This window comes from Pseudomonas sp. 300 (assembly GCF_055803035.1).
In genome coordinates, this window is record NZ_JAVLRV010000002.1 from 3,550,523 (window position 1) to 3,564,450 (window position 13,928).

Here is a 13,928-nt window from a genome sequence, read left to right on the forward strand (position 1 = left end):
GTTAAAGCCGATCGACAGACAAAAATCGCCTGCCGATCGGTCAGGCTATCAAGTAAGGACAAGCCCTGGCTCAAGACTTAAATGCGGGGTACAGCATCGAAAATCACGACCGGACTAGCGGTGTACAGGCCGACCTGGGAGGCAGTGGGTTTGGTTGCGGTTATACGCAGCTCCGCACGCATGCCGCCATTGGATTCGGTATCACCTACCACTTCCTGACTGGTACCGGTCAATACCTTTCCATTGAAGGTATAAGTCAGGGGAATGTTTTGCGCCACAGAACCGTTGAACAAGGGTTGCGGACCGCCTTCGACGTATGCGTTCACCGAGCCCTCGGTGTGCTTGATATCGTACATGCCGGCCACGTCTGTCAGGGTTCCGGCAGGGATGAGGTATTGCATTTTCTCGTCTTTACCGAAGTCCGGATTTACAGGCTGGGCATAAAAGATCGAACTCGGAATTTCAGCAGTAATGTTAATGGAGGTGCGCGACTCATCCGCAGCGAACGCCATCGAAGTGCTCAGGGCCATGAGGGTCATCGGAACGGCGATTGCAAACTTCTTGAACATGGTTGAATACCTGTATTTTTCAAAGTGATTGGTCAGTGGAAAGCATGAGTCGTCCAGATCGCCGCCTTAAATAGTGGCAATTTGACTCAACTTTCGACGGAGAGAATGATCGGCCAATTTCCTGAGAAAGTAAGTACGTAACTTCCGAAGAACGTGTAGTAACAACCACCCACAAGCAAGTAGAAAAAACCCTAAAAATCAATAATTAAACCGTTCACCCGACAGAAACATACTACAAACAGTTTTAATTAAAAAAGCACACAGATAAATAAAACAGACAATCTGTAAGAGAAGGACTACTTAGGCTTAACTATTAAAAATCATTCTCTGTTAGTTACTCACAATTAGATTGATCACTCTAAAATAGCAAGCGATAAAACGGTGCTTTCTGCCCCCTGCACTGAAAACCGCCACGACGTCCTTGCGCCGGCGACCGTTGGTCCTGTTCACTTGCCTTCTCGATAAGATATATCTTAAGTTGTATCTAAACACGACAGAGAGAAGGAAAAATGAGAGACCATCATTCCCCCCACCGCGAACACGGTGACGGCCGCGACGGCTTCGAGAAACGCCCCGGTCGCGAACGCGGCGGTCGCGGCCCACGGGTGTTTGCCCCCGGCGATCTGAAATTGCTGCTGCTGGCGCTCATCGCAGAACAGCCCTGCCACGGCTACGACTTGATCCGCCAGATCGAGGGCATGTTCGACGGCGCCTACAGCCCCAGCCCCGGCGTGATCTACCCGACCCTGACCTTTCTGGAAGAAAGCGAAATGATCCAGGGCGATGCCGAAGGCGGAAAAAAACGCTACAGCGTGACTGACACCGGTCGTCTGTCTTTAAGTGAGCAAGCGGTTGCACTGGACGGCGTGCGCATGCGCATCGATGTCAGCAAGCGTTCGTTGCGCGGCCATGACCGTCCGGCTGAAATTCACGAAGCGGTGCATAACCTGCGTCATGCGTTGCAACTGCATCACGGTCGCTGGAGCGCGGAAGAAATCGTTCGGGTCGCCGCCCTGCTCAACGACACCGCCAAAGCCATCGTCGATGGCCCCTTCGTTCAACCCACTGCGGAGAAAGCTGAATGACTGAAGTGATCGAGCACACCATTCACCGTGTCATGCATGAAATCAAACGCCGTCGCCTGCAAGTCTTGCGGGTGGTTGACCTGACCCCGCGCATGCGCCGGATTACTCTGGGCGGCCCTGAACTGGCCGGCTTCATCAGCTTGGGCACAGACGACCACGTCAAACTGCTATTCCCGCAGAACGCGGCAGAACACGCGGCGCTGGAGACCCTGGTGCTCGGTGCCGGCAAGGACAACGGCCCGATGCCGGCGATGCGCGATTACACGCCACGTCGCTACGACCTCGACACGCTGGAGCTGGACATCGACTTCGTGTTGCACGGCGACGGCCCTGCTTCGACCTGGGCCGAACAGGCCACACCGGGGCAGTTCCTGCACATCGGCGGGCCGCGCGGCTCGATGATCGTACCGGACATGTTCGACAGCTATTTGCTGATCGGCGATGAGACGGCAATTCCCGCGATTGCGCGGCGTCTGGAGGGTTTGGCGGCCAATCGGCGAGCGCTGGTGATCATTGAGGTGGAGAACGGCGCGGAACAGCAGAAGCTCGAAAGCCCGGCGCAGGTCAATGTGATCTGGGTGTTGCGCGACGGTGGCAGGAACAATCTGCTGACCACGGTGAAGGAATTGCAGATACCCGCCGGCCATCTGTACACGTGGGTGGCCACAGAGAGCAAAGTGTCACGGCAGATTCGTCGGGTATTGCTGGACGAGCACGGGCTGAACGATCAATTCCTCAAAGCCGTCGGCTATTGGCGGCTGGACGACAGCGACGAGGAATAACAACGCAGGACTGTAGGAGCGGCGTTGATCAGACGTTGGGGTGATCAGCCCCGGCGGCGATCCAACGCGATCACCAGCAAGGCAATCAGCACAAACCCCGCAAACAATCCGCCGGCATTCACAAACACCTGTGGATAACCCAGCGTGTCCACATCAATGAACGGGTATGGATAAGTCGCCAGCAGATGCCCGCGCAGCAGGGCATACGCGAAGTACACCAACGGGTAAATCACCCACAGCGCGATGTGCCGCAGACGCAAGGTGCCCTTGGGCACGCACAACCACCACCAGGCCAGAAACAGCAGCGGCATGACGTCGTGCATCAGTTCATCGGCCAGCCATTGCCAGCCTTCGGGATGCCACAGATGGCGCAACAGGACGTTGTAGGCGAGGCCGACCACGGCGATGCTCACGGCAATCCCGCTGCTCACCCACGGCTGCAAAAACCAGCGGCGTGCCGCCGACTCGCGGGACGTCAATGCGCAGGTCAACACGGTTGCCACCAACGTATTGCTGAGCACGGTGAAATAGCTGAAAAAGCTCAGCAACCCACCCAGCAAACTGGCGCCCAGCGCCCAGCGTGAATAGAAAATCAGGTACAGCTGAATGCTCAATCCTGCCCAGCCGAGCAGCGCCGCCACCGCCACAAAACGACGCCTCGCGGCAGACTGGCTGACCATGTTCAGAGCGGGCGCTTGGTGCGCATCAACTTGACGTACAAGCGTTCAACCTTCTCCCGCGCCCACGGGGTTTTGCGCAGGAAGGTCAGGCTCGACTTGATGCTCGGGTCACTCTTGAAGCAGCGAATATCGATGCGCTCGGCCAGCCCCGACCATTCGTAATGTTCAACCAGCGCGTTGAGGATTTGTTCCAGCGTCACGCCGTGCAGCGGGTTGTTGTTCTGTTCGGTCATGCCGGGCCTTCACGCGAGAGATAAATTGGAAGCCGCGCACCTTAGCCGAGGGGGTGTTCGGGTGGAAGGGTTCTGTGCGCTATCTGATAAATGTAGGCGAAACGGGACAAAAAATTTGAACGCGATTAAGGATCTACGGCATCACACGCCCCCTGTGGGGGCTGGCTTGCCAGCGATGGCGATCTGCAGAGCGATGCAAGATTCAATGGCCCCGTCGCTGGCAAGTCGGATCGCCGCACCGCAGCTCAGTTGCCACGGTGTTCTGACTGTTACCAAATCCGAAAGAATTCATGTCGGGAAAAGGTCTTTCTCTATTTGTAACAGAACATTATCCTTGCGCCCGACAAGCTGAAACGCTTCCGCTCATCGCTCCATCCTTGCTGCTTTCAGTTCACTCCCCAGAAAAGACCAAGAATTCCTTCTCTATGCCTTATCTTCAATCATCGCGAGACAGCGCTGTCTTACCGGCTGTTGCCAGCCGAAATGCCCTGAACCTGATCGGCGGATTCACCGTATTGGGCCTCGCCACCTGCGTTCAGGCCGCCCCGGCCTTCGATAGCGAATCGCCGTGGATGCTCGGTGACTGGAACGGCACGCGCACCGAGCTTTCGGAAAAAGGCTACGACTTCAAAGTCGATTACACCGGTGAAATGGGCAGCAATCTGCACGGCGGCTACGACCATGACCGCACCGCACGCTACAGCGATCAGTTCGGCCTCGGCACGCATCTCGATCTGCAGAAGATCCTCGGTTGGGACGACGCTGAATTCCAGCTGACCATCACCGAGCGCAACGGCAACAACATCAGCAACGACCGGATCAATGATCCACGGGTCGGCGGTTTCACTTCAGCGCAGGAAGTCTGGGGTCGCGGGCAAACCTGGCGCCTGACGCAGATGTGGTATCAGCAGAAATTCTTCGACCGGAAACTCGACATCAAGGTCGGCCGTTTCGGTGAAGGCGAAGACTTCAACAGCTTCCCCTGCGACTTCCAGAACCTGGCGTTCTGCGGCTCGCAGGTCGGCAACTGGGTCGGCGGCATCTGGTACAACTGGCCGGTCAGCCAATGGGCGATGCGGGTCAAATATCACCTGACACCGGAGCTGTACGCGCAAGTCGGCGCGTATGAACAGAACCCGTCGAACCTCGATCGCGGCAACGGTTTCAAGCTCAGCGGCAGTGGCACCCAAGGTGCGATTTTGCCGGTGGAACTGGTGTGGACGCCGAAGTTCAACGGCCTGCCGGGCGAATACCGCGCCGGTTATTACTACAGCAACGCCAACGCTACCGATGCCTACAAGGACCGCAATGGTCAGCCCGCCGCCTTGAGTGGCGAGGCCTACCGCAGCGCATCGAGCAAGCACGGCGTGTGGCTCGGCGTGCAACAGCAACTCACCAGTCGTGCCAGCGACCACTCCCGTGGCCTGAGCGTGTTCGCCAACGGCACGATGCACGACAAGAAGACCAACGCCATCGACAACTATGTCCAGGCCGGCGTCGTCTACAAAGGTCTGTTCGATGCGCGCGCCAAGGACGACATCGGTTTCGCGATGGCCCGGGTTCATGTCAATCCGGCATACCGCAAAAACGCCGAGGCGAGCAATCAGGCCCATGCGGTCTACGACTTCGACGATCCAAGCTACCTGCCGCCGCAGGACACCGAATACAGCGCCGAACTCTATTACGGCGTGCACGTCACGAACTGGCTGACCGTGCGCCCGAACCTGCAATACATCCGCCACCCCGGTGGCGTGGACAAGGTCGATGACGCGCTGATTGGCGGGATCAAGGTCCAGTCCTCGTTCTAACCAACGCCACAAAATCTGTGGGAGCGAGCCTGCTCGCGAAGAGGCCATCAGCTTCAACATCAATGCTGACTGACACACCGCTTTCGCGAGCAGGCTCGCTCCCACAGGGGACCGCATCAACCGAACCTTTTTTATCTGAACCATGCCCGCGCCGGATCGTCATCTACAGTGAACTTGCGCGGGACTACTTGAAACGTCACGGAGAACCACACTATGAGCACTGATGGTGCTTTGAGTCGAAGCCGTCTATTGCCGACCCTGCTCGGCATTCTGCTTCTGCTAATGGGCCTGGCCATGCTGGCCGGCGGGATCAAACTGAGCATGCTCGGCGGCTCGCTGTATTACCTGCTGGCCGGTATCGGCCTGGCACTGACCGGCGTGCTGCTGATTCTTGCCCGCCGCGCAGCCTTGGGGCTTTACGCCTTGGTGCTGTTCGCCAGCACCGTCTGGGCCCTGTGGGAAGTCGGCCTGGACTGGTGGCAACTGGTGCCGCGCCTGGCGATGTTGTTCGCGCTGGGTATTGTCATGTTGCTGCCATGGTTCCGTCGCCCGCTGCTGATCACCGGCCCCGCGCCGATGGGCACCGGCGCGCTGAGCGTAGCCGTGGTGCTGGCGGGCGTTGCTGCTCTGGCCAGCCAATTCACCAACCCCGGTGAAATCAAAGGCCAACTGGACCGCGACAGCGTGCCGGGCATGACCAACACTGCCCCGGCCATGCCCGACGGTGACTGGAACTCCTACGGCCGCAGCGCCCACGGTGATCGTTACTCGCCACTGGCACAGATCACCCCGCAGAACGTGAACAAGCTCGTTCCGGCCTGGACCTACCGCACCGGCGACCTGCCGGGGCCGAACGATCCGGGTGAAACCACCGCTGAAAACACCCCGCTGAAAGTCAACGGCATGCTCTACGTGTGCACGCCGCACAGCCAGGTGATCGCGCTGGACCCGGACACCGGCAAGGAAATCTGGCGTTTCGATCCGAAGCTCTCCACGCAGAATGCGGCGAACTTCAAGGGTTGGGCGCACATGACCTGCCGTGGCGTGTCGTATCACGATGACGCGGCTTACGCCTCCGAGCAGAGCCCGACCGGCACCGCCAGCCCTGCGCCGGTCAGCACTGTCTGCCCACGCCGTATCTTCCTGCCGACCGCCGACACCCGCCTGATCGCCCTCGACGCCGACACCGGCAAGATGTGCGAAGACTTCGGCAACAAAGGCCAGGTCGACCTGAGCGCCAACATCGGCGGCTTCAACGCCGGCGGTTACTACTCCACCTCGCCTCCAGCCGTGACCAAAGACCTGGTGGTGATTGGTGGCCACGTCACCGACAACGTCTCCACCGACGAGCCGAGCGGCGTGATCCGCGCGTTCGACGTGCACACCGGCAAACTGGTGTGGAACTGGGACAGCGGCAACCCGGACGACACCACGCCGATTGCCGAAGGCAAGGTCTACACCCGCAACTCGCCGAACATGTGGTCGATGTTCGCCGTCGACGAAAAACTCGGCATGCTGTACCTGCCGATGGGCAACCAGACACCGGACCAGTTCGGTGGCGCACGCACGCCGGAATCGGAACTGCACGCCGCCGGCCTGACGGCCCTCGACATCGCCACCGGGCACGTGCGCTGGCACATGCAGTTCACCCACCACGACCTGTGGGACATGGACGTCGGTGGCCAGCCAACCCTGATGGACCTGAAAACCGCTGACGGCGTGAAGCCGGCGGTCCTGGCGTCCACCAAGCAAGGCAGCATCTACGTGCTGGATCGCAGCACTGGCCAACCGATCGTGCCGATCAACGAAGTGCCGGTGCCACAAGGCGCTGTCGAAGGTGATCACACCTCGCCGACCCAACCGAAATCCGACCTCAACCTGATGCCGCCGCCGCTGCAAGAGCGCGACATGTGGGGCGTCACCCCGTTCGATCAACTGATCTGCCGGATCGACTTCAAATCCATGCGCTACGACGGCCCGTTCACCCCGCCGTCGCTGCAGGGTTCGATCGTTTACCCCGGCAACTTCGGTGTGTTCGACTGGGGCGGTTTCTCGGTTGACCCGGTGCGTCAGATCGCTTTCGTGAACCCGAGCTACATGGCGTTCAAATCGAAAATGATCCCGGCCGCCGAAATCGCGGCCCAAGGCCCGCGCAAAAGCGAAACCGAAGGCGTGCAGCCGAACAAAGGCGCGCCGTACGGCGTGGTCCTCGAAGCGCTGCTGTCGCCAATGGGCCTGCCGTGCCAGGCGCCGGCGTGGGGCTATGTGGCGGCGATCGATCTGACCACCGCCAAAGTCCTGTGGAAGCACAAGAACGGCACCGTGCGCGACAGCTCGCCGGTTCCGATCCCGCTGAGCATGGGCGTGCCTAGCCTGGGTGGCACCATCACCACTGGCAGTGGTGTTGGTTTCCTGAGCGGCACCCTCGACCAGTACCTGCGTGCCTACGACGTGAAAAACGGCAAACAGTTGTGGGAAGGTCGCCTGCCTGCAGGCGCGCAAACCACACCGATGACCTACACCGGCAAGGACGGCAAGCAATACGTGCTGGTCGTGGCGGGCGGTCATGGGTCTCTGGGCACCAAACAGGGTGACTATGTGATTGCGTACAAACTGTCCGAGTAAGGTTTAGCGGCGGTTAAAACGAAGGCGACTCCCGCGAGGGGGTCGCCTTTTTTTGTGGGTGACACGCACCCCCTGCAGGAGCTGGCTTGCCGGCGATTGCGGTTCAGCATTCAACGTTGATGCTGGCTGACAGGACGCCATCGCTGGCAAGCCAGCTCCCACAGGGGGGTTGCGTGCAGGTTCGACAAATTGCGGGCAACAAAAAACCCGCCTTGGCGGGTTTTTCATTACAGCGGCCAGCGGATCAGAAATCCTCCAGCCGCCACACTTCATACGCCGGTGTCTCGTAGGGATGGCTCTGCTTCAAAGCCGCCACCACCGACCGGATCAACTCATCCGCCACCACCAGCTCAACCTTCCATTCCTCAACCTGTTCGACCTGCCCTGCTTCGCCAATGAACGGCTGACTGCCATCCAATGGACGAAACTGACCCAGGCCCAACACCTGCCATGCGCAGTGATCGTAAGCACCGATCCGCCCGCCACCGGCAGCGAACACAGCGCTTTTGACCGCCTCGACGTGGCTGGCCGGAACAAAAAAGCTGAGCTTGTACACGGCGCTTAGTTCACCCACACGCGAGCGTTACGGAACATGCGCATCCATGGCGCGTCTTCGTTCCAGTCTTCCGAACGCCACGAGTTCTGCACGGCGCGGAACACACGTTCCGGGTGCGGCATCATGATCGTCACGCGACCGTCACGGCTGGTCAAACCGGTGATCCCGCGCGGCGAACCGTTCGGGTTGGCCGGGTAGTTTTCGGTAACCTTGCCATGGTTGTCGACGAAACGCATCGCCACGCAACCCGACAGATCGGCTTCCAGCAACGCTTCTTCGCTTTCGAACTCGGCATGACCTTCGCCGTGTGCGATGGCGATCGGCATGCGCGAACCGGCCATGCCTTGCAGGAAGATCGAGTTCGACTCCTGGACCTGAACCATCGCCACGCGCGCTTCGAACTGCTCGGAACGGTTACGCACGAAGTGCGGCCAGAACTCGCTGCCCGGGATCAGCTCGTGCAGGTTGGACATCATCTGGCAACCGTTGCATACGCCGAGGGTGAAGCTGTCGTTACGTTCGAAGAAACCCTGGAACGCATCGCGAGCACGGCTGTTGAACAGCGCGGACTTGGCCCAGCCTTCACCGGCACCCAGTACGTCGCCGTAGGAGAAACCGCCGCAAGCGACCATGCCCTTGAAGTCGTTCAGGTCGACACGGCCGGCCAGAATGTCGCTCATGTGCACGTCGATCGCGTTGAAACCGGCGCGGTCGAACGCGGCGGCCATTTCCACCTGGCCGTTGACGCCCTGCTCACGCAGTACGGCAACCTGTGGGCGGATGTTTTTCTTGATGTAAGGCGCGGCGACGTCCTGGTTGACGTCGTAGCTCAGCTTGACGCTCAGGCCCGGATTGTCTTCTTCCAGCAGCACGTCGAACTCTTGTTCGGCGCAATCGGCGTTATCACGCAGACGCTGGATCTGGTAGCTGGTTTCAGCCCAGGTACGCTGCAGCAGACGACGCTGGCCTTCGAAGACGGTGTCGCCGTTGAAGGTGATGTTGATCTGGCCGTTGTTCATCGGCTGACCGATCACCGACACGCACTCGCCCAGGCCAGCAGCGCTGAACTGCGCGAGGATGTCCGGGGTGGCGTCCTGACGAACCTGGATCACCGCGCCCAATTCTTCGTTGAACAGGATCGCGGCGATGTCGGCGGAAGTTTCCGCCAGACCGTCGAGGTTCAGGCTCAGGCCGCAGTGACCGGCGAAGGCCATTTCCACGGCGCTGGTCAGCAGACCACCGTCGGAACGGTCGTGGTACGCCAGCAGGTGACCGTCGGCGTTGAGGCCCTGGATCACTGCGAAGAAGGCTTTCAGGTCTTCGGCGTCATCGACGTCCGGCGCTTGCGAGCCAAGCTTGCCGTGAACCTGGGCCAGGATCGAGGCGCCCATGCGGTTCTGGCCACGGCCCAGATCGATCAGGATCAGGTCGGTGGTGCCCTTGTCCATGCGCAGTTCCGGGGTCAGGGTCTGACGGATGTCAGCCACTGGCGCGAAACCGGTCACGATCAGGGACATCGGCGAGGTGACGGTCTTGTCGACGCCTTCGTCGTTCCAGCGCGTGGCCATGGACATGGAGTCCTTGCCCACCGGAATGGTGATGCCCAGCTCAGGGCACAATTCCATGCCGACCGCTTTCACGGTGTCATACAGGCGCGCGTCTTCACCGGGGTGGCCGGCGGCGGACATCCAGTTCGCCGACAGTTTGATGTCGGAGATCTTGTTGATGCGCGACGCGGCGATGTTGGTCAGGGTTTCGCCGATGGCCATACGGCCCGACGCCGGAGCGTCCAGCAGAGCCAGCGGAGTACGCTCGCCCATGGCCATGGCTTCACCGGTGTAGACGTCGAAGCTGGTGGCGGTGACGGCAACGTCGGCCACCGGAACCTGCCACGGGCCAACCATCTGGTCACGGGCCACGAGGCCGGTGATGGTGCGGTCGCCGATGGTGATCAGGAAGCTTTTGCTCGCCACGGCCGGGTGATGCAGAACGCGTTCGACGCAGTCGGCAATTTCCAGTGTCGACGGATCGAAGTCGTCGCCCAGTTCGTTTTCACGAACGGCCGAACGGTGCATGCGCGGGGCTTTGCCCAGCAGCACTTCCAGCGGCATGTCTACCGGGCTGTTGCCGAAGTGGCTGTCGGTGACCGTCAGTTGCGGCTCGGCAGTGGCTTCGCCGACCACGGCAAACGGGCAACGCTCACGTTCGCAGATCGCCTGGAAGCGTTCGAAGTCCGCCGGGCCAACCGCCAGAACGTAACGTTCCTGGGATTCGTTACTCCAGATTTCGTGCGGGGCCATGCCCGGTTCGTCGTTTGGAATGTTGCGCAGTTCGAAGCGACCGCCACGGTTGCCGTCGTTCACCAGTTCCGGGAACGCGTTGGACAGACCGCCCGCACCCACGTCGTGGATGAAGCTGATCGGGTTCTTGTCGCCCAGCTGCCAGCAACGGTCGATGACTTCCTGGCAACGGCGCTCCATCTCAGGGTTTTCGCGCTGTACGGAAGCGAAGTCCAGGTCAGCCGAGCTGGTGCCGGTGGCCATGGAGGAAGCGGCGCCGCCGCCCAGACCGATCAACATCGCCGGGCCGCCGAGTACGATCAGCTTGGAGCCGACGGTGATCTCGCCTTTCTGCACGTGTTCGGCACGGATGTTACCCATACCGCCAGCCAGCATGATCGGCTTGTGGTAGCCCCGAACTTCGTCGCCACGCGGGGTGGTGATCGACTGTTCGAAGGTACGGAAATAACCGGTCAGGGCCGGACGGCCGAATTCGTTGTTGAACGCGGCGCCACCCAGTGGGCCTTCGATCATGATGTCCAGCGCGGTGACGATGCGCTCAGGCTTGCCGTACGGCACTTCCCACGGCTGTTCGAAGCCAGGGATCTGCAGGTTCGAAACGGTGAAGCCGGTCAGGCCAGCCTTTGGCTTGGCGCCACGACCGGTAGCGCCTTCGTCGCGAATCTCGCCACCGGAACCGGTGGACGCACCCGGGAACGGGGCAATCGCGGTCGGGTGGTTGTGCGTTTCGACCTTCATCAAAATGTGCACCGGTTCCTGCACCGCGCCGTACTGGCGGGTTTCAGGGTCCGGGAAGAAACGGCCGGCAACGTTACCGACGATCACCGAAGCGTTGTCCTTGTAAGCGGACAGAACGCCTTCGCTGTGCATCTGGTAAGTGTTCTTGATCATGCCGAACAGGCTTTTTTCCTGGCTCTGACCGTCGATATCCCAACTGGCGTTGAAGATCTTGTGACGGCAGTGCTCGGAGTTCGCCTGGGCGAACATCATCAGTTCGATGTCGTGCGGGTTGCGCTTCAAGCCGACGAAGGCGTTGACCAGGTAGTCGATCTCGTCTTCGGCCAGGGCCAGGCCCAGCTCGGTGTTGGCTTTTTCCAGCGCGGCGCGGCCGCCACCCAACACGTCGATCGCGGTCAGCGGCTTCGGTTCGGCGTGGCTGAACAGGCCGGCGGCCTGTTCAAGGTTGGCGAGGACGATCTGGGTCATGCGGTCGTGCAGCGCGTCAGAGATCAACAGCGCTTCGGCGTCGCTGAACTGGCCGGCGACATAAAACGCGATGCCGCGCTCCAGACGCTGAATCTTGCCCAGGCCGCAGTTGCGAGCGATATCGCTGGCCTTGCTGGACCACGGCGAGATGGTGCCGAAACGCGGCAACACCAGGAACAGGCGACCGGTCGGTTCTTGAACCGGAACGCTTGGACCGTACTTCAGAAGGCGCGCGAGCACCTGCTGTTCGTCGCCGGTCAGGACGCCGGTAACTTCGGCGAAGTGAGCGAATTCAGCATACAAGCCACTGACAGCCGGAACCTTCTGGCTCAGTTGCTCAAGGAGTTTGCTGTGGCGAAAGGCAGAAAGGGCAGGAGCGCCGCGCAGGATCAACATCTTCGGGACAGCCTCGGGAAGGGGTGTGCTTTGAGGCCGTGCATTCTAGCCTAAACCGCCCGCAACAGCACCCGAAACGGTACGGGCGGCGTCACCCGGACGTCGGGCCGGTTCTTCGGCGCCGAAACAGCGATCAGTCAGGTGTTATTTTTTGTGTCACAAAATGCAGTTCGGGCCCATTCCTGCGGGCTCCAGAGCGGTTTTTCGCTCTCTAGCAGACACGGCCTTCGCTGTCGAGATATGGCGGTCGTGGTCCTTTGCGTATACTGCGCAGATGTTTTCCCCAACGGCTTTGCGTCCGCGGTACGCCAAATGGCTGATCGCAACCGGACTCTTCCTGATGCTCAGTGGCTGTGTTGATAAACCCAACACGCTGGAGCGCGTAAAGGAGGATGGCGTGCTGCGGGTGGTTACCCGAAACAGCCCCGCCACCTACTTTCAGGATCGCAACGGTGAAACCGGCTTCGAATACGAGCTGGTGAAGCGCTTCGCCGACGATCTGGGGGTCGAACTCAAAATCGAAACCGCCGACAACCTCGACGACCTGTTCAACCAGGTGGGCAAGCCCAACGGCCCCGTCATCGCGGCGGCCGGTCTGGTCAGCAGCGAAGCGCGCAAGCAACAGGTACGGTTCTCCCACTCTTATCTGGAAGTCACTCCGCAGATCATCTATCGCAACGGCCAGTCGCGGCCGACCGATGCGAAGGATCTGGTCGGCAAGAAGATCATGGTGCTCAAGGGCAGCACCCACGCCGGGCAACTGGCGGAGCTGAAGCAGAAATTTCCCGGGATTGAATACGAAGAGTCGGACGCGGTTGAAGTCGTGGACCTGCTGCGCATGGTCGATGAAGGCCAGATTGATCTGACCCTGGTCGACTCCAACGAAGTGGCGATGAACCAGGTCTACTTCACCAATATTCGGGTCGCCTTCGACCTCGGTGACGCCAGCAATCAGAGCTGGGCCGTGGCCGCCGGCGATGACAACAGCCTGCTCAACGAGATCAACGCCTACCTCGACAAGGTAAAGAAGAACGGCACCCTGCAACGCCTGAAGGACCGTTATTACGGCCACGTCGATGTGCTCGGCTACATGGGCGCCACCACCTTCGCCCAGCACTTGCAGCAACGGCTGCCCAAGTACGAGCAGCACTTCAAAACCTACGCCAAGAAAGAAAAAGTCGACTGGCGCCTGCTGGCGGCGGTCGGTTATCAGGAATCCCTGTGGCAAGCGGCCGTCACTTCGAAGACCGGCGTACGCGGCCTGATGATGTTGACCCAGAACACCGCGCAGGCCATGGGCGTGTCCAATCGCCTCGATCCGAAACAGAGCATCATGGGCGGCGCCAAGTACCTGGCCTACATGAAGGAACAGCTGGATGAATCGATCCAGGAACCGGATCGCACCTGGTTTGCACTGGCGGCCTACAACGTCGGCAGCGGTCACCTGGATGACGCGCGCAAACTGGCGGCCAAGGAAGGGTTGAACCCGGACAAGTGGCTGGACGTGAAGAAAATCCTGCCGCGCCTATCGGAAAAGAAGTGGTACAGCAAAACCCGTTACGGCTACGCCCGGGGTGGCGAGCCGGTGCATTTCGTGGCGAACATCCGTCGCTACTACGACATCCTGACCTGGGTGACGCAGCCGCAGCTGGAAGGCAATCAGGTCGCCGAGGGCAATCTGCATGTGC

Annotated in this window: 10 protein-coding genes; 5 read left to right on the top strand and 5 right to left on the bottom strand. The window is 60.3% G+C overall.

What is annotated here, in order from left to right; genetic code table 11:
* Positions 1-77: 77 nt before the first annotated feature.
* On the bottom strand, positions 78-569 hold the full coding sequence (locus tag Q7W83_RS22755; protein ID WP_150631236.1) for a CS1 type fimbrial major subunit: 492 nt from the start codon (positions 567-569) through the stop codon (positions 78-80).
* 509 nt (positions 570-1,078) lie between these two features.
* Here Q7W83_RS22755 and Q7W83_RS22760 point away from each other — a divergent pair.
* Together Q7W83_RS22760 and Q7W83_RS22765 are read left to right on the top strand one after the other, a co-directional pair.
* Positions 1,079-1,654 carry a PadR family transcriptional regulator gene (locus Q7W83_RS22760; protein ID WP_150631237.1) on the top strand — a complete coding sequence of 192 codons (576 nt, stop codon included), beginning with the start codon at positions 1,079-1,081 and terminating at the stop codon, positions 1,652-1,654.
* On the top strand, positions 1,651-2,436 hold the full coding sequence (locus Q7W83_RS22765) for a siderophore-interacting protein (protein WP_150631238.1): 786 nt from the start codon (positions 1,651-1,653) through the stop codon (positions 2,434-2,436). Before Q7W83_RS22760 ends, Q7W83_RS22765 begins: the two co-directional genes overlap by 4 nt.
* Before the next feature lie 44 nt (positions 2,437-2,480).
* On the opposite strand, the gene Q7W83_RS22770 is transcribed toward Q7W83_RS22765, so the two are convergent.
* Both Q7W83_RS22770 and Q7W83_RS22775 read right to left on the bottom strand, forming a co-directional pair.
* Positions 2,481-3,116: a Pr6Pr family membrane protein gene (locus Q7W83_RS22770; protein WP_150631239.1), complete on the bottom strand. Its 636-nt coding sequence runs from the start codon at positions 3,114-3,116 to the stop codon at positions 2,481-2,483.
* A 2-nt stretch (positions 3,117-3,118) separates the two neighbouring features.
* Positions 3,119-3,349 carry a VF530 family protein gene (locus Q7W83_RS22775; protein WP_007903672.1) on the bottom strand — a complete coding sequence of 77 codons (231 nt, stop codon included), beginning with the start codon at positions 3,347-3,349 and terminating at the stop codon, positions 3,119-3,121.
* 425 nt (positions 3,350-3,774) lie between these two features.
* Here Q7W83_RS22775 and Q7W83_RS22780 point away from each other — a divergent pair, with 425 nt between their 5' ends.
* Together Q7W83_RS22780 and Q7W83_RS22785 are read left to right on the top strand one after the other, a co-directional pair.
* Positions 3,775-5,157 carry a carbohydrate porin gene (locus tag Q7W83_RS22780; protein ID WP_150631240.1) on the top strand — a complete coding sequence of 461 codons (1,383 nt, stop codon included), beginning with the start codon at positions 3,775-3,777 and terminating at the stop codon, positions 5,155-5,157.
* 213 nt (positions 5,158-5,370) lie between these two features.
* Positions 5,371-7,782, top strand: a complete 2,412-nt coding sequence (locus Q7W83_RS22785) for a glucose/quinate/shikimate family membrane-bound PQQ-dependent dehydrogenase (protein ID WP_150631241.1) — start codon at positions 5,371-5,373, stop codon at positions 7,780-7,782.
* A gap of 244 nt (positions 7,783-8,026) precedes the next feature.
* On the opposite strand, the gene Q7W83_RS22790 is transcribed toward Q7W83_RS22785, so the two are convergent.
* A complete protein-coding gene (locus Q7W83_RS22790) occupies positions 8,027-8,338 on the bottom strand; it encodes a YqfO family protein (protein WP_150631242.1) in 312 nt (103 codons plus the stop codon).
* Positions 8,339-8,343: 5 nt separating this feature from the next.
* Entirely contained in the window at positions 8,344-12,240 is a 3,897-nt protein-coding gene (gene purL / locus Q7W83_RS22795; RefSeq protein WP_150631243.1) for a phosphoribosylformylglycinamidine synthase, read from the bottom strand.
* A gap of 274 nt (positions 12,241-12,514) precedes the next feature.
* On the opposite strand from purL, the gene mltF reads away from it, so the two are divergent.
* On the top strand, positions 12,515-13,928 hold a 1,414-nt coding region (gene mltF, locus Q7W83_RS22800), incomplete at its 3' end, for a membrane-bound lytic murein transglycosylase MltF (RefSeq protein WP_473657108.1).

Coding starts and splice junctions, on each gene's coding strand:
- Q7W83_RS22755 (WP_150631236.1), bottom strand. CDS start 569: ATGTTCAAGAAGTTTGCAATCGCCGTTCCGATGACCCTCATGGCCCTG.
- Q7W83_RS22760 (WP_150631237.1), top strand. CDS start 1,079: ATGAGAGACCATCATTCCCCCCACCGCGAACACGGTGACGGCCGCGAC.
- Q7W83_RS22765 (WP_150631238.1), top strand. CDS start 1,651: ATGACTGAAGTGATCGAGCACACCATTCACCGTGTCATGCATGAAATC.
- Q7W83_RS22770 (WP_150631239.1), bottom strand. CDS start 3,116: ATGGTCAGCCAGTCTGCCGCGAGGCGTCGTTTTGTGGCGGTGGCGGCG.
- Q7W83_RS22775 (WP_007903672.1), bottom strand. CDS start 3,349: ATGACCGAACAGAACAACAACCCGCTGCACGGCGTGACGCTGGAACAA.
- Q7W83_RS22780 (WP_150631240.1), top strand. CDS start 3,775: ATGCCTTATCTTCAATCATCGCGAGACAGCGCTGTCTTACCGGCTGTT.
- Q7W83_RS22785 (WP_150631241.1), top strand. CDS start 5,371: ATGAGCACTGATGGTGCTTTGAGTCGAAGCCGTCTATTGCCGACCCTG.
- purL (WP_150631243.1), bottom strand. CDS start 12,240: ATGTTGATCCTGCGCGGCGCTCCTGCCCTTTCTGCCTTTCGCCACAGC.